Below are 16,695 nucleotides of genomic sequence, written 5' to 3' on the forward strand. Positions count from 1 at the left end.
CGTTCAGCCGGTCCAACGCGGTGTCGAAGCTGACGCTGACCCACACGGCGTCCGGCAGGTCCGTCGACGTGCCCGGCGTCGACCACGCGGCCTACGCCCCGTTCCCCTGGAACGGCCGGTTCGCCGACGGTCTTCCGGCGTACAACGGCGCCTACACGTGGAAGATGACCGCCACGCCCGCCAACGGCATCGGTCCGACCGTCACACGCACGGGCACCTTCACCCTCAAGCGCGCTCCCCGCCCGCACGACTTCGACGGCAACGGCAGCCCCGACCTGCTCGTCCGCTCCTTCGGCTCGCTGAGCATGTTCGACGCGGGGCAGGCCCGGACGCTCGGCTCGTGGCAGGACGTGACCGAGACGCGGATCGGGGCGGGCTGGGACACCTACGACCGGATCGCCGCCACCGGGAACCTCGGCGGCACCGCGGCCGGAGACCTGGTGGCCCGTGACAGGACCGGTGTCCTCTGGTTCTACGAGGGCAAGGCCGCCCCCAAGACCCCCTTCGGTACCCGGATCCGGGTCGGCGCCGGCTGGCAGGTGTACGACAAGCTCGCCGGGGGCTCCGACCTGACCGGCGACGGACGCAACGACCTCCTCGCCACCGACAAGACCGGCGTCCTCTGGCTCTACCCCGGCACCGGCAGCGCCACCAAGCCCTTCGCCTGTGGCTCTACCTCGGCAAGGGCGACGGCACCTTCGCACCCCGGACGAAGATCGGCAGCGGCTGGGGGGCGTTCAAGACCCTCGTCGGCGCCGGTGACGTGGACGGCGACGGCCGGATCGACCTCCTCGCGCACCAGGAGCCCACCGGCACCTATCCCCAGCTGCACATCTACCGCGGCACCGGCCGGTGGCAGGCCCCCTTCGCCGCCGCCGAGACCACTGTCCCCCGCAACGCGTACTGGTCCGGCGACGTCTTCTGACCGTCACCGCGCCGTCGCCTCCCACCTCATTCCCCGAAAGCAGACCCCGCCCGTGATCCCCCAGGGACGCACCACCCGGCGACGGCTCTCCGCCGCCGTCGCCACCGCCCTCGCCATGGCCGCCGTGACCGCCGCGACCGCACCGGTCCTCGTCTCCCCGGCCGTCGCGGCGGTGCCCGCCGCCTCGACGTCCGACGTGCCGGCGACCCCTCTCCCCGTACCGTCCGGCACGACCGTGCTCGCCGCCGGTCCGAGCGGCTTCCTGACATCCCGCCCGGAGGGCACGGCCACCGTCCACACGTGGATCCGGACGGACGGCACCCAGGTCCGCCTCCCGGCGGGTCGGTACGCCGGAAACCAGGGCACCGACCTCGTCGTGCGCGTCGACGGCGCGAAGCACACCTACCTCGACCTGTCGGAGGGCACGGGCACGGAGGTCGTCTCGTACGAGACGACCTCTTTCACCGGCACCCCCGCCGTCCTGCTGCACCAGGGCACCCGGCTCGTCACCCGCACGTTTCCGACCTCGACCGCGGGACCGGAGCTGCACATCGTCGGCAAGGACGCCGAGGGCCGGAACGTCGACCGGGCCGTGCCGGGTGTCCCCGCCGACGAGCTGGTCGGCATCGAGAGCGCCGGACCGGACACGCTCCTCGTCCGCTACTACGCCAACACCGGCGGCGTGCGGAGCCAGCGGCTGTCCGTCGTGGACGTGGCCTCGGCGTCGGTCGTGGAGACGTACGACCACGTCTACGGGCGGGACACCGTCCTGCCCGCCGCCGCCTCCGCCGCCCACCTGGCCTGGCTGGAGCCGGCGACCGCCCCGTACCCGACGGTCCTGGCCACCGCACGGCGCGGCGAGCCCCAGATCAGCCGCACCGACCTGCCGCTTCCGGGGGACGCGGAGACAACCGGCCGACTGACCGTACGGGTCGTCGGCGACTGGGTCGTGTACGCCGCGCTCGGCGGCGGCACCGCCCCGCGCACCGAGGCCCTGCACGAGGTGACGGCCCGTTCGCTGACGACCGGCGCGACAGTGCCGCTCCTCGCGCACGCCTCGGCCCTGGTCTCCGCCCCGGACGGCGCCCTGCTCGCCTCCGGCGGGACCCTCGCCCAGGGCGAGGGCGTGTACCGGATCGCGCCCGGCGCGACCGACGACGCCCCGCCCGCCGTCACCCTTCAGGCGACCACCGGCATCTCCACCGCCCTGACCCTCACCACCGAGAACGCGCCCGCCGGCACGGTCGACCTGGACCGCGCGGGCGGCACGCTGAAGCCCTCATGGACGCTGAACCGGCACAACGCCGAGGTCCGGCTGACCGTCCGGCACACCGCGACGGGCCGCTCGTGGAACTCCCCGGCCCTGGCGCCCCGGCCGTCCGCCCAGCCGTTCGCCTTCACCTGGAACGGCTCCTTCGACGGCAAGTACCCGGCGTTCAACGGCGCCTACACGTGGACGATGACGGCGAAGCCGGCCAACGGCATCGGCCCGGCGCTCGTCCGCACCGGCTCCTTCACCGTCACCCGGGCGGTCCGCCCGCACGACTTCGACGACAACGGCAGCCCCGACCTGCTCGTCCGTGACGCCCAGGGCCGCCTGGCGCTGTACGAGGGCCGCCAGTACCTCGCGAGCCGGCGGGAGACCGACCCGCCGTCCCTGCCGCCGACCCCGCTCGGCACCGGCTGGAACGCGTACGACCGGATCACCGCCACCGGCGACCTCGGCGGCGCCCGCCACGGCGACCTCCTCGGCCGCGACACGACCGGCGTCCTCTGGCTCCACCAGGGCAACGGCAAGGGCCTGGCGCCCCGCGTCCGGATCGGCGGCGGCTGGCAGGTGTACGACCAGCTCGCGGCGGGCCCCGACCTGACCGGCGACGGACGCAACGACCTCCTCGCCACCGACAAGACCGGCGTCCTCTGGCTCTACCCCGGCACCGGCAGCGCCACCAAGCCCTTCGGCACCCCGGACGAAGATCGGCCCCAGCTGGAACAGCTTCCCGGTGCTGATCGGCATCGGCGACGCGTTCCCGCGCGACGGCATCGGCGACCTGGCCGGCATGTACACGAGCGAGTCCTGGCGCCTGTACGGCGGCACCGGGGACTGGCGCGCGCCCTTCACCTACCCCCGGGACGCCGGCTCGCAGACCCTGCTCCCCTACGCCCGCCCCACCGACGTCTACTGACCACCTCCCCATCTTCTGGAGCATCCATGAGATTCACTCCGCGCCGCCTCGCCACGGCCGCCGCCGTCGCGCTCGCCGTCACCGCCGGAGTCCTGACCGCCCCGGCGGTCGCGGCAGGACTGCCGGTCGCCGCGGCGGGTTCGGGTGAGAGCACCGGTACGCAGCAGGAGGTCCCGGTGATCCAGGACGGGGGCACCCTGTACGGCTCCGGCACGTCGGGGTTCCTGACGTGGCACTCCACCGACGGCGTCAGCTCGTCCGTCTGGACCCGGTACGCAGACGGCTCCACCACGGCCCTGCCGCACGGCACCGGCCCCCACAGGCCCCTCCGGGGCACCGACGTGGTCGTCAAGGTCGACGGGCTGGTCCATACCTTCCTGGACATGGGCACGGACGCCGAACCCGTCGTCATGGACCTCGGGACCCTCGGCCCGGGCTACCAGGCGGGGTACCCGGTCGGGCCCGCCGCCCTGGTGACGCTGTGGTCCGACCCGTCGGGCCGCGAGGAGGTGCGCCTCGTCACCGCGACGGCGGAGGGACTGCGCGCGAAGCCGGTCACCGGGCTTCCCGCCGGGGCGGACATCACCTCCTTGTCCGCGCCCTCCCCCGGGACCGTCCTGGTGAGGTACGCGGACCCCGCCGAAGCGACCGCCACCTCCCGCATCGCCCTCGTCGACACCGCCCGGGCCGAGCGGGTGGTGGACGTGGCCCCCGCCCACCCGACCGGCTCCGTCGCCGTGTCCCCGACCCACCTCGCCTGGGTCGAGCAGCCGACGAGCTCCACGGCCACCGTGGTCGTCATGGACCGGGGCGCCACCCCGGCCACCGCCCTGCGCATCCCCCTGACGAAGGCGTCGGGCGTGAAGGTCCAGCTGATCGACGGCTGGGTGCTGTACGGCCAGGGCGGCCACGACCTGTCGTACGCGACCCCGAATCCGCTGTACGGCGTCACCGCCCGGTCCCTGACCGGCGCAACGTCGCTCAAGCTCCTCGACACCTACACGGCGGCCACGGCGGGCCCGGACAGCACCGTGCTCGTGCAGGGCGGCACCCTCGCCGCGGGCGAGGGCATGTACCGGATCGCCCCGGGACCGGACGGCATACCGGTGGCGCAGCAGGTGGCGAGCACCGGCCGGTCCACCGCGGTGACGCTGCTGAGCAGCGACGTCCCGGCCGTCCTGGACTTCGACAAGCAGAACCCCGCGCTCCTGTCCTGGCACCTCGCCGACATCGACGTCGCCGCGGCCGTCACCCTCACCCATGTGGCGACCGGGCAGAGCGTCCAGCACCGGCTCTACTCCGACCACGGCATCACGGAGTTGACGTGGGGAGGCGAGGTCGCCGACCGTGTGCCCGGCTACAACGGTGCCTGGACCTGGCGGCTGACCGCCAAGCCGAACAACGGCATCGGCCCGACCCTCGACGTGACCGGCTCCTTCCGCGTCCAGCGCGCCGCCGTCCCGCACGACTTCGACGACAACGGCCTCCCCGACGTCCTGAGCCTCTCCGAGAACGGCACGTTCACGCGGAACACCGTCGTCGGCGCCGGCCCCACCACCGCCTGGACGGCCCTCTACCACCCGTCGAACGTCCTGGGCACCGGCTGGCACGTGTACGACCGGATCGTCCCCACCGCGAACGTCGGCGGGAACGCCCACGCCGACATCCTGACCCGCGACCGCGCCGGCGTGCTCTGGCTCCACCAGGGCACCGGCACGGGCCTGGCCCACCGCGTCAAGGTCGGCGGCGGCTGGCAGATCTACGACCAGCTCACCTCGGCCGCCGACCTCACCGGCGACGGCCGCACCGATCTGGTCGCCACCGACAAGGCCGGCGTCCTGTGGCTGTACAAGGGCACCGGCGACGCCGCCAAGCCGTTCGCACCGCGCACGCGCGTCGGCGGCGGCTGGAACACCTACGACAAGATCGCGGCGGTCGGGAACCTCGCCGGCGCCCCCGCCGGCGACCTCGTCGCCCGCGACCGCGACGGCGCCCTGTGGCTCTACCTCGGCAAGGGCGACGGCACCTTCGCCGCCCGCACCCGCATCGGCGGCGGCTGGGGCGGATTCACCCAGATCATCGGCGTCGGCGACCAGAACCGCGACGGCCGCGGCGACCTCATGGCGGTGGACGGGCAGACCCACCCGTCCCTCTACCGCGGCACCGGCGACTGGAGGAAGCCCCTGGCGGCTCGCCAGCACATGTACGACTACTACCTTCCCCACGGCGTCTACTACTGAGGCACGACCGAGGTCAGCGGGACGGTCGCCCAGACCGTCTTGCCGACCTGACGGTCCTTGACGTCCCAGGTGGTGGTGAGGGTGGCTACGAGGAGGAGTCCGTAGCCGCCCTCGTCGGGCTCCCGGGCCGGTAACGGCCGGCGCTCGCCGCGCGGGTCGGAGAGTTCGACCGTCACGTGGTCGCCCGTGCGCTCCATGCGGAGCTCGAAGTCCCGGCCCGGGACCCGGCCGTGCTGGAGCGCGCTGTTCGCCGGCTCGGCCACCACCAGTTCCGCCGCCTCCGCCGCGTCACCCGTCGCGCCCCACTCCCGCAGCTGGTGCGCCGCGAGCAGACGCGCCAGACGCGCGCCCCGGGGCGTGGGGCTCGGACGCAGCGCGCACTCCGGTGCGCGCTCGCTTCCTTGAGGGGTGATGTCCGGCTTCATGCCGTCGAGAGTGGCCCCGCCGCCCTCCGCGCAGCTCCGAGGACGGCGAGTGCGTCGAGGTCGCCGCTCACCCCACCCTCGTCCATGTCCGTGGCTCCAAGGTCCCCCACGGCCCCCAGCTCGCCCTCTCCCCCGCCTCCTGGGCGACCTTCGTCGAGGTCACCACGCAGGCGTAGGGCCGTCGCCCCTTCCGAGGGCCTCCCTGAGCGTCGGCCAGGGGGGCTCTCCGTCGTCCAGGACGTCGAGGAGGACGTCCAGGACCTCGGGCGGCAGGGACTCCTTGTGGCCGGCCACGTCCGCGACGGGGATCAGGACGACCGCGTCCGGGTCGAGGACGGTGTCCAGGACGCCGTGCGGGACCGGAAGGACCTCGATCCAGTCGTTGCCGTGCTCGTCCACGACGGACATGGGGTTGAGGCGCAGGACGGGGTGCTGGAGGCCGAGGCGGAGGCTGAGGAGGCGCCGGGAGGGCGGTTTCGTCTTGCGGTACGCGTACACGATGTCGCCGGGTGCGGGTCGCATACGGCCAGGGTCGGGCCCCGCGGTGGCGGAGGGAAGAACTCCAGCCGTCCGGGCCCGGCTCGTTTCGGCCACTTCAAACACGGCCCCGTAACAACGTCTTGACGTCGATTCAGATGCTGATCGCACTGGGCTACTCTGTGGCCCATGCAGGGGGAACTGGAAAACGACTCTAGTTTGCGCGGCAGCGGCGCGATGCCGCTCGACGCGGACGACCCGCGCCGGATCGGCGCCTTCCGCCTGCTCGGCGTGCTCGGGTCCGGCGGGATGGGGCGGGTCTACCTGGGCGCCGTGCCGGGGACGTACGCGGCGGTCAAGCGGGTGCTGCCGACGCTCGCCGAGGACAAGGACTTCCTGAGCCACTTCGGGCACGAGCTGGACAACCTGGCGCGGCTGCCCGCCGGGGCCAGTACGAAGCTCCTCGCGAGCGACCGGCTCGCCAAGCCGCCGTGGTTCGCGACCGAGTTCATCCCGGGCGTGACGCTCAACGACGCGCTGCGGCTCAACAACGGGCCGCTGCCGGCCGACGCGCTGTGGCGGCTGCTGCGGGAGGCGGCGGCGGCGCTGCGGACGGTGCACGCGGCCGAGATGGTGCACCGGGACCTCAAGCCGTCCAACGTGATGCTCACCGGGAGCGGGCTCTCGCTCATCGACTTCGGCGTGGCCCGGGCGGCCGACCAGAGCCGGCTCACCAAGACCGGGATGATCATCGGGACGCCCGCCTACATGGCACCCGAACAGGCCGTCGCCGACAAGCAGTTGACCGGGGCGGCGGACGTCTTCGCGCTCGGCAGTCTGGTCCTGTACGCGGCGAACGGACGGCCTCCGTTCGGCGACGGGTCCGGGCACGACCTGCTCTACCGGGTGGTGCACGGCGAGCCCGACTTCGGGCGGCTCGCCGAGACGGACCCCGACCTCGCCGACCTCGTCCGCACCTGCCTGGCCAAGGACCCCGAGGACCGGCCGACGGCGACCGAGCTCGTCGGGCACGCGGACGCGCGGGCCGCCGGGGTGGACTGGCCGGAGCCGGTGACCGCGCGGATCGCCGCGCGGACCGCCTTCGCGGCCGGGGCGCCGACCGCCGAGGCGCTGGCCGAGCTGGAGGCCGCCGACCCGTCGAAGGACGTCGCCACGGCCCCGCTGACCCCGCAGCCGCCGGTCCCCCCGCCCGCCGACACCGCGTACGCCATCGACGGGAGGCCGACAGACAGGCCCGGCCACCGGCGGCGGAACCGGATCGTCATGATGGCCGTGCCCGTCGTGATCACCACCGGCACGACGCTGACGCTGACCCTGGGCCCGTACGAGCTCGGCCGCGCGGGCGCGGAAGGACGCCCCTCCGCCTCCCCGACGGCCGTGCTCTCCCCCTCCGTACAACCGCCGTCCTCGGCCGCGCCCGGGGCGAAGCCGTCGCCGTCCTCCGCCAAGCCGTCCGCCACGAAGCCCTCGGCCCCGGCGGGCTCGACGCCCCCCGGGGCGCCCCCACCGCCGCCGCCCGCCGACGGGGGCGGAGCCGTCACGGGCGGGGGTGGCGGGGGCTCGTCCACCACGACCGGCGGGGGCGGGAGCGGCGGCACGTCGTCGTCCGGCGGCTCTACCGGCACCTCCGGCGGGACGACCTCCGGCGGGTCGGCCTCCACCTCCGGCGGCTCGACCTCCGGCGGCTCGTCCTCGACCTCCGGCGGGACGACCACCACCCGGCCGACGACCACCGCGCCCCGCCCCACCACGGCCGCGCCCAAGCCGACGGCGACGTCCGGCGGGGGCGGTTCGGGGCCCTCGGGGACGTACTCGCTGGAGAACGCGACGAGCGGCAACTGCCTGGCGGAGAACGACCAGGGGTACGCCGTCGTCGTCAACGTCATGGCGTGCGGCTCCAAGCCCGAGACGACCTCCTACGCCTGGACCTACCGCTCCAACGGGGACGGCACCTTCCGGCTGGTCAACAAGAGGTCCGGCAAGTGCCTCCAGTTCACCAGCGCCATCGACGCCTCCACCGCCGCCTGCAACGGCGCGAGCAACCAGTCCTGGAAGTTCGGCACCTCCACGTCGTCCGGGCGCCAGGTGAAGAACGTGGGCAGCGGCCAGTGCCTGACGTCCAGCACCTTCGTCATCGGCTACGCCTGCCAGACGTCATACGCAACGCAGTTCTGGAGGAACATCGGCGCGCTAAGTTGACCCCATGAGGGGGAAGTTGCTGGAGGGCCGGTACCTGCTGGCCGAGCAGGTCGGGGCGGGCGGCATGGGCGTCGTCCGCAGGGCCCGGGACGAGCGGCTCGGGCGGACCGTCGCCGTGAAGCTGCTCGCCGTGCCCGAGGGCACGGCGGAGGCCGACCGCGACCGGCTCTTCGCGCTCTTCCGGCGCGAGGCGCGGGCCGCGGCCGTCCTGGAGAGCTCCTTCATCGTCACCCTGTACGACCACGGGACCGCCCGCGACGACGAGACCGGGCAGGACATCCCGTACCTGGTCATGCCGCTGCTCCAGGGGCGGACGCTCGCCGCCCTGCTGCGCGCCGAGGGGCCGCTCCCGCCGGGCACCGCCGCCCGGCTCGGCGCGCAGGTGTGCCGCGCGCTCGCCGTCGCCCACCGGGGCGGGGTGGTGCACCGGGACATCAAGCCGGGAAACGTCTTCCTCACCGACGAGGGCATGGTGAAGGTCCTCGACTTCGGCGTGGCCACCTTCGTCGACGCCACCACCCACCGGCTGACCCGCACCGGCGACGGGCCGATCGGGACGGCGCTCTACATGGCGCCGGAGCGCTTCCGGGAGGGGCCGGAGGACCCCCGCGGCGACCTCTACTCGCTGGGCTGCGTGCTGTACGAACTCCTCACCGGCCGGCCGCCGTTCACCTCCGGCAGCGTGGCCGCGCTCATCCACCACCACCTCCACGAACCCCCCGTCCCGGTCGAGGAGCGCCGCCCCGACCTGCCGCCGCCGCTCTCCGAACTGATCAACGGACTCCTCGCGAAGGACCCCGAGTCCCGACCGCACGCGGAGAAGGCGGCGGACCGCCTGGAGGCGCTGGCGAGCCTGCCGCCGGCATCGGCCGACGCGGGCGCCGCGGCGGCGCCCGCCGCCCCCGCCACCCCCACCACCACCTCCTACGTCATCGCGCCTCCCGTACCCCCCGCGCCTCCCGCCACCCCGGACGGGACACCGGCCGCCACCCCGGACGGGACACCGGCCAGGGGCCGGCTCTCCCGCCGGGGGCTCCTCTCCGCCGTGGCCGCCGTCGCGGCCGGCGGGGGCGGTGCGGCCTGGGGGCTGATCGAAGCCCTCGGCAGGGACGACGAGGGCGCGCGGGGCGAGGGGCCCGGCAAGGGCGGCGCGTCCGGCGCGCCCGGCCCCGCCGCGTACGACATCCCCCGCGGCACCGCCGCCGACTCGCGCGGACCGGCGCCGGCCCCGGCCGAGGCGCGCCAGGGCGGCGAGGTGACCGTGCTCGGCACCCTGCCGCCGCAGTACAGCCCGCTGACGTACGCGCCGCTGACGCCGAGCGTCGCCCAGCTGCGGCTGCTCCTCTTCCGCGCGCTCACCGGCTACCGGCGCACGGAGAACGGGCAGCTCCTCGTCGGTGACCTCGCGACCGACCCGGGACGGACCGAGGACGCGGGCCTGACCTGGACGTTCACGCTGAAGGAGGGCGTGCGGTACGAGGACGGCTCCGCCGTCGTCGCCGCCGACCTGGTCCGCGCGCACGAGCGCGTGCTGAGGGACGAGGACGGCAGGGAGGAGACGGGGCGCGTGAACGCCTTCGCCGCCCTCCTCGAAGCCGTGGTCGAGAACGTCGAGGCGCGCGACGCCCGCACGGTCGTCTACCGCCTGCGGAAGGCGGACACCGGCTTCCCCCACCTCCTCGCCGGCCCGCCGGGGACACCCGTGCCGCCGGGCGACGCGCGCAAGGGCACCAAGGCGGCGCCCCGGCTCGCCTGCGGCCCGTACAGGATCGAGAAGAGCCCGGAGGTGGACGGGGACGAGGCCCCGGTCCTGGCCCGGAACCCGCACTGGGACGCGGCGACGGACCCGATCCGCCGCGCCTTCCCGGACCGGTACCGCTTCGAGATCCCGGAGGCCACGGACGACGAACTCGCCCGGCAGATCGCGTCCTCCCCGGCCACCCGTCCGGCCATCGCCCTCGACGAGGGCGTCGCCGCCTCGTCGTCCGCCTCGCCGTCCCCCTCGGGCCTGCGCACCGAGCGGACGGGCGACGGCCGTCTCCTGGTCTACGTGGTCAACACGCGGGCGGTGAGGGACAACGCCGTACGCCAGGCACTGGTCCAGGCGTTCCCGCGCCGGGACGTCATCACCGCCCACGTCCGCGACGCGGAAGCCGACATCCTCGTCCCCCAGACGCGGCTGCTGACGCCCGGCATCCGCGGTCACCGCCCGGACGGCACGACCGGGCGGACCGGGGCGGCCGACAACGGCGACCCGCAGCGGGCGCGGGCGACGCTGGAGGCCGCCGGCCGGACGGGATACCGGCTCACCATCGCGTACTCGGAGACCGACACGGCGGACCAGCTCCGGGCGGAGGCCCTCGCCGCCGGGCTGGACGAGGCGGGCTTCCGGGCGACGGCGACGGAGCGGGAGAGCGCGGCCTTCAAGGGGAACGGCGAGGTCGCCGGGGACGCCACCGTCCACCTCTTCGCCGCCGCCGTCGCCCCGAACTCCCCCGACCCGTCGAAGTCCCTCCGCTTCCTCTTCGACACCCGCCTCCCGGACGGCTACCGCTTCGGCCGCTTCGACGACGCCGCCCTGCACGAGGCCATCGACCGGGCCTCGCGGACGGAGGACAGCGCCGCCCAGGCCCGCGCCTGGGCCGCCGTGGACGACCTCCTCGCCGACCAGGGGGTGGTGATCCCGGTGGCCCGCTGGGAGTGGCACCTGCCGCACGGGGCGGGCCTCGAGGGCGTCACGAAGGACGCCCTCGGCCTCTCCCTGGCGACGGCCTACGTGACGACGGGCTGAGCGGCCGTGAAGACCGGCACCGCGATCCCGTCCTCGCCCGTGCGGAAGGCGACCGCGAGCGCCATGTCCACGCGGAGGTCCGGCTCCGGCACGCCCACCACCTCCGTCATCATGCGGGGACCCTCCGCCAGGTCCACCACCGCCGCCACGTAGGGGACCCGGGCGCCGAAGGGCGGGAGGTCGTTGCGGTGGACGACGGACCAGGTGTGGAGGGTGGCGCGGCCGGAGGCGGGCTCCCAGGTCACGTCCTCGCTCCAGCAGTGGGGGCAGAACTCGCGGGGGTAGTGGTGGGGGCGGGCGCAGGCGCGGCAGCGGCGGATCAGGAGGCGGCCCTCGGCGGCGGCGTCCCAGTAGGGGCGGGTGAAGGCGTCGATGTCCGGGGTGGCCGTCATCAGAAGAGTCCGATCGCGGAGTCGAGGGACCAGGTCTGCCAGGACATCGCGAAGAGGGCCACCAGGGAGATCAGCGCCATCATCGCGTTCTGCCCCTGCTCGGCCCAGTCGTGGATCATCAGGACGAGGTAGAGGAGGTTGAGGAGGAGGCCGCCGGCGAGGGCGATCGGGGTGAGGAAGCCGGTGACCAGGCCGAGGCCGAGGGCGAGTTCGGCGTAGACGACGACGTACGCCATCAGCCTGGGGCGGGGGGCGACGACCGTCTCGAAGCCGGTGCGCACCGCCGTCCACCGGTGTCTGCCGGCCACGTCCGCCGCCCAGGCGATGCCCGTGCCGCGCTCGAACCAGCCCTTGCGGTCCTTGTGGCGCCAGCTCTCCAGCCACCACAGGCCGAGGCCGATGCGGAGGACGGCGAGCCATTCGGCGCCGGTGAGCCAGACGGTCTGCATGGGCGGTCCTCCTCGGCGTACCGTACAGATCTGACGGTACGTCAGATCAATGGGCCCAGTTCAGCGCAGCGCCCCCGCCCTCCGCAAGGGGTCGGCCGCACCCCGTCCGGCGTGACCGTTTCGCAACCGAAATCCGTCGCGACCGAGACCCACTGCGTGTACACGTCATTACGCTCAGCATTCATGGTCACCACCCCCCAAGAGCCGGTGTACGTCATCGGCGCCGGCCCCGGCGGGCTCGCGGTCGCCGCCACCCTGCGCGCCCGCGGCGTCCGCGCCGTCGTCCTGGAGAAGTCCGGGGCCGTCGGCACCTCCTGGCGCGGCCACTACGACCGGCTGCGGCTGCACACCACCCGGCGCCTCTCCGGGCTGCCCGGACTGCGGATCCCCCGCGCGTACGGCCGCTGGGTCGCCCGCGCCGACCTGGTCCGCTACCTGGAGGCGTACGCCGAGAAGCACGAGCTGGACGTCGTCACCGGCGTCGAGGTGCACCGGATCGAGCGCGCGGAGGACGGCACCGGCGGCTGGGTGCTGCACGCGACCGGCGGGCGGCGGCTGACCGGCCGGGCCGTCGTCGTGGCCACCGGCTTCAACCACACCCCGAGCGTGCCGGCCTGGCCCGGGCTCGACACGTACGAGGGCGACCTCGTGCACGCCCGCGAGTACCGCAACCCGGAGCCGTACGCCGGGAAGGACGTGCTGGTCGTCGGCATCGGCAACACCGGCGCCGAGATCGCCGCCGACCTCGCCGAGGGCGGTGCGGGCCGGGTCCGGATCGCCGTCCGCACCGCCCCGCACATCCTCCGCCGCACCACGGCCGGCTGGCCCGCCCAGCGCAGCGGCATCCTCGTCCGGCGGCTGCCGGTCGGCCTGGTGGACCTGATGGGCCGCGGCCTCGCCCGCTTCGTCTCCCCCGACCTCACCCCGTACGGACTGCCCCGCCCGACCGCCGGCCTCGCCAGCCGCGTCCGCGACGGCGCCATCGCCGTCCAGGACGTCGGCCTCGTCGCCGCCCTCCGGGCCGGCAAGGTCGAGGTCGTGCCCGCCGTCGAGGCCCTGGACGGCCGCGAGGTGGTCCTCGCCGACGGCACCCGCATCACCCCCGACGCCCTGATAGCCGCCACCGGCTACCGCCGCGCCCTCGAACCCCTCGTCGGCCACCTCGACGTCCTCGACGCCCGCGGCCGCCCGATCGTCCGCGGCGCCCACAGCCCGCGGCACGCTCCCGGGCTCTACTTCACCGGCTTCACCAACCCCATCAGCGGGATGCTGAGGGAACTGGCCATGGACGCGGAGCGGATCGCGCGGCGAATCGCGCGCACGAAGCCGAAGCCGAAGCAGGAGCAGAGGCAGGAGCAGAGGCAGAGGCAGGAGCAGAAGTAGAAGTAGAAGCAGAAGCAGAAGCAGAAGCAGCCTCTCTCTCCTTCGAGACCCCGCCACCCGGCGGGGTCTTCGTGCTTCCTCCGCACCGGCCCATTCCTGACTGGGCGTCAGTTCTGTAATCTGACTAAGCGTCAGGTCACTTGTCCGGGACGCGTCCTGCACGGAAGGGCGGAGCGCAACCATGCTTGGATCGACTCACGGCACCTTCACCAGCGGTCTGCGCGCCCGCGTGGAAGCCTGCGGGGAGACGCCCCGCACCGCCGTCCACGGGCACGCCGCCGCGCCCGGCGACCGGGACGTCAGCGGGCGGGCGCTGCACGCCGAGGTCCCCGACCTCGACCGCTTCTTCCGGCCCCGGTCGGTCGCCGTCGTCGGCGCCTCCGACGCCGAGGGGCGGCCCAACACCGGGATCACCCGGCAGCTGCTCGCCTGGGCCGGGCGGGTCGGCGCGGAGCTGATCCCCGTGCACCCGACCCGTACCGCCGTCTTCGGCCTCGACTGCGTGCCGTCCGTGAAGGACCTGGCCGGGCCCGTGGACCTGGCCGTCCTGCTGGTCGCCGATCCGCTGCCCGTCGTGGAGGAGCTGGGCGAGGCCGGGGTGCGGTTCGCGGTCGCCTTCGCCTCCGGCTTCGCCGAGACCGGCGCCGACGGGGCCGCCGCGCAGCAGCGGCTCGCCGAGGCCGTGCGCCGCACCGGCATCCGGCTCCTCGGGCCGAACACCAACCTCAACGCCTTCGAGCGCTTCCGCGACGACCTCGACGGCCCCGCCGTCGCCCTCATCACCCAGTCCGGGCACCAGGGCCGGCCCGTCTTCACCCTGCAGGAGCTGGGCGTCCGGCTCTCCCACTGGGCGCCGACCGGCAACGAGGCCGACCTGGAGACCGCCGACTTCCTCTCGTACTTCGCCTCCCTCCCGGAGGTCGGCGCCATCGCCGCGTACGTGGAGGGGCTGAAGGACGGCCGGTCCTTCCTGCTCGCCGCCGACCGCGCCGCCCGCGAGGGCGTGCCGGTGGTGGCGGTGAAGGTCGGCCGGACCGAGACCGGGGCCCGTACCGCCGCCTCGCACACCGGGAAGCTGACCGGCGCGGACCGGGTCGTGGACGCGGCCATGCGGCAGTTCGGGGTGATCCGGGTCGACGGGCTGGACCAGCTCCAGGACACCGCCGCCCTCCTCGCCCGCGCCCGCAGACCGCTCGCCGACGGGGTCGTCGTCTACTCGATCTCCGGCGGCACGGGCGCCCACTTCGCCGACCTCGCGACGGCGGCGGGGCTGACCCTGCCCACGCTCCCGCAGGCGAAGCAGGACGAGCTGCACCAGTGGATCCCGGAGTACCTGAACGTCGCCAACCCCGTCGACAACGGCGGCCACCCGGTCGGCGACTGGCGCGGCCGGAAGATCATCGACGCGATCCTCGCCGACCCGTCGGTGGGCGTGCTGATCTGCCCCATCACCGGCCCCTTCCCGCCCATGAGCGACCGGCTGGCGCAGGACCTGGTGGACGCGGCGGAGGCCACCGACAAGCTGGTGTGCGTGGTGTGGGGCTCCCCCGTCGGCACCGAGGACGCCTACCGGACCACGCTCCTCGGCTCCTCCCGGGTCGCCACCTTCCGCACCTTCGGCAACTGCATCGGCGCGGTGAAGGCGTACCTCGACCACCACCGTTTCACCGCCGGCTACCGCTCGCCCTTCGACGAGGCGCCCCGCACCCCGTCCCCGTCCTTCCGCAAGGCGCGGGCGCTGATGCGGCCGGGGCAGCGGCTCAGCGAGCACGCGGCGAAGCAGCTGCTGCGGGCGTACGGCGTCCGCGTGCCGCGCGAACAGCTGGTGACGAGCGCGGCGGCCGCCGTCCGGGCAGCGGGGCTCGTCGGCTACCCGGTGGTGATGAAGGCGTCCGGCGCGCAGCTCGCCCACAAGACGGAACTGGGCCTGGTGAAGGTCGGGTTGACGTCGGCGAGCCAGGTCAGGGACGCGTACCGGGACCTCACGGACATCGCCCGCTACGAGCAGATCGACCTCGACGGCGTCCTCGTCTGCCAGATGGTGGGGAAGGGCGTCGAGATGGTGGTCGGGGTGACCCGCGACGACCTCTTCGGCCCGACGGTCACCGTCGGCCTCGGCGGGGTCCTGGTCGAGGTCCTGAACGACACCGCCGTCCGCGTCCCTCCCTTCGGGGAGCGCGAGGCCCGCTCGATGCTGGACGAGCTGCGCGGCCGGGCCCTCCTCGACGACGTACGCGGCGCCCCGCCGGCCGACGTCGACGCGCTCGTCGAGGTGGTGCTGCGGGTCCAGCGGATGGCCCTCGAACTCGACGGCGACCTCGCCGAACTCGACATCAACCCGCTGATGGTGCTGCCGCGCGGCCAGGGCGCGGTGGCGCTGGACGCGCTGGCGGTCTGCCGATAGGAGCCCCATGTCCGAGGTCCTGCACACGGTGGAGAACGGCGTCTCGTGGATCACGCTCAACCGCCCCGAGGCGATGAACGCGGTCACCTGGGACCAGCGGGAGCGGATCGTCGCCCTGCTGGCGGAGGCGTCCGCCGACGCGTCCGTACGCTGCGTGGTGATCACGGCGACCGGCCGGGGCTTCTGCGCGGGCGCCGACCTGCGCGGTTCGCCCTCGGTCGGGGACCGGGTCGCGGGGGACGTGGCGCGGATGATCCGCCGGGGCGCGCAGCGTTTCGTCGCGGCCGTCCTGGACTGCGAGAAGCCGGTGGTCGCGGCGGTGAACGGCACGGCGGCGGGCATCGGGGCGCACCTGGCGTTCGCCTGCGACCTGGTGCTCGCGGCCGAGTCGGCCCGTTTCGTCGAGGTGTTCGCCCGTCGCGGCCTGGTCCCCGACGGCGGCGGCGCGTACCTCCTCCCCCGTCTGGTCGGCCCGCAGCGCGCCAAGGAGCTGATGTTCTTCGGTGACGCGCTGCCGGCGGCGGAGGCGGCGGCGATGGGCCTGGTGAACCGGGTCGTCCCGGCGGCCGACCTGGAGAAGACGGCCCGCGCCTGGGCGGAACGTCTCGCCCAGGGCCCGACCCGCGCCCTCGCCCTCACGAAACAGCTGGTCAACGCCTCTCTGGACGTCGACCGCGCGACCGCCTTCGCGGCGGAGGCCGTCGCCCAGGAGCTCAACATGACGACCCGCGACGCGCAGGAGGGCGTGGCGAGCTTCGTGGAGCGACGGGAGGCGCGGTACGAGGGGCGATAACGGGTCGGTG

At 74.4% G+C, this 16,695-nt stretch carries 10 protein-coding genes and 1 pseudogene; 7 read left to right on the forward strand and 4 right to left on the reverse strand.

The window, feature by feature from the left end:
• Positions 1-715 precede the first annotated feature (715 nt).
• On the forward strand, positions 716-925 hold the full coding sequence (locus IF73_RS42870) for a hypothetical protein (protein WP_420706586.1): 210 nt from the start codon (positions 716-718) through the stop codon (positions 923-925).
• Between the two features lie 4,419 nt (positions 926-5,344).
• On the opposite strand, the gene IF73_RS0126850 is transcribed toward IF73_RS42870, so the two are convergent.
• Positions 5,345-5,776: an ATP-binding protein gene (locus tag IF73_RS0126850; RefSeq protein ID WP_031012525.1), complete on the reverse strand. Its 432-nt coding sequence runs from the start codon at positions 5,774-5,776 to the stop codon at positions 5,345-5,347.
• Between the two features lie 29 nt (positions 5,777-5,805).
• Between IF73_RS0126850 and IF73_RS39825 the strand changes: the two are divergent.
• Positions 5,806-5,952 (forward strand): annotated as a pseudogene (locus tag IF73_RS39825) (DUF397 domain-containing protein); the annotation flags it as partial.
• Here IF73_RS39825 and IF73_RS0126855 read toward each other — a convergent pair.
• Positions 5,936-6,298, reverse strand: coding sequence for a hypothetical protein (locus tag IF73_RS0126855; protein WP_031012527.1), 363 nt, complete (start codon positions 6,296-6,298; stop codon positions 5,936-5,938). The pseudogene IF73_RS39825 and the gene IF73_RS0126855 sit on opposite strands and share 17 nt — an antisense overlap.
• Positions 6,299-6,442: 144 nt before the next feature.
• On the opposite strand from IF73_RS0126855, the gene IF73_RS0126860 reads away from it, so the two are divergent.
• Together IF73_RS0126860 and IF73_RS38860 are read left to right on the forward strand one after the other, a co-directional pair.
• Entirely contained in the window at positions 6,443-8,473 is a 2,031-nt protein-coding gene (locus IF73_RS0126860) for a serine/threonine-protein kinase (protein WP_037880560.1), read from the forward strand.
• Positions 8,474-8,477: 4 nt separating this feature from the next.
• Entirely contained in the window at positions 8,478-11,264 is a 2,787-nt protein-coding gene (locus IF73_RS38860) for a protein kinase domain-containing protein (RefSeq protein ID WP_078868277.1), read from the forward strand.
• On the opposite strand, the gene IF73_RS0126875 is transcribed toward IF73_RS38860, so the two are convergent.
• Positions 11,246-11,656, reverse strand: a complete 411-nt coding sequence (locus IF73_RS0126875) for a Zn-ribbon domain-containing OB-fold protein (RefSeq protein ID WP_031012533.1) — start codon at positions 11,654-11,656, stop codon at positions 11,246-11,248. The genes IF73_RS38860 and IF73_RS0126875 overlap by 19 nt on opposite strands.
• On the reverse strand, positions 11,656-12,105 hold the full coding sequence (locus IF73_RS0126880) for a DoxX family membrane protein (protein WP_031012535.1): 450 nt from the start codon (positions 12,103-12,105) through the stop codon (positions 11,656-11,658). The genes IF73_RS0126875 and IF73_RS0126880 overlap by 1 nt, the downstream gene beginning before the upstream one ends.
• A gap of 183 nt (positions 12,106-12,288) precedes the next feature.
• On the opposite strand from IF73_RS0126880, the gene IF73_RS0126885 reads away from it, so the two are divergent.
• The 3 genes from IF73_RS0126885 to IF73_RS0126895 all read left to right on the forward strand — a co-directional run bounded on the left by IF73_RS0126885 (position 12,289) and on the right by IF73_RS0126895 (position 16,685).
• Entirely contained in the window at positions 12,289-13,488 is a 1,200-nt protein-coding gene (locus IF73_RS0126885; RefSeq protein WP_051717345.1) for a flavin-containing monooxygenase, read from the forward strand.
• Positions 13,489-13,669: 181 nt separating this feature from the next.
• Positions 13,670-15,892, forward strand: a complete 2,223-nt coding sequence (locus IF73_RS0126890; RefSeq protein ID WP_031012539.1) for an acetate--CoA ligase family protein — start codon at positions 13,670-13,672, stop codon at positions 15,890-15,892.
• 7 nt (positions 15,893-15,899) lie between these two features.
• The gene (locus tag IF73_RS0126895) at positions 15,900-16,685 is read left to right on the forward strand and encodes an enoyl-CoA hydratase/isomerase family protein (RefSeq protein WP_031012541.1); all 786 of its coding nucleotides are present in this window, start codon (positions 15,900-15,902) and stop codon (positions 16,683-16,685) included.
• The last annotated feature ends 10 nt before the right edge of the window (positions 16,686-16,695 follow it).

The organism is Streptomyces sp. NRRL F-5727, from assembly GCF_000719555.1.
In the GTDB taxonomy this organism is placed as follows: domain Bacteria; phylum Actinomycetota; class Actinomycetes; order Streptomycetales; family Streptomycetaceae; genus Streptomyces.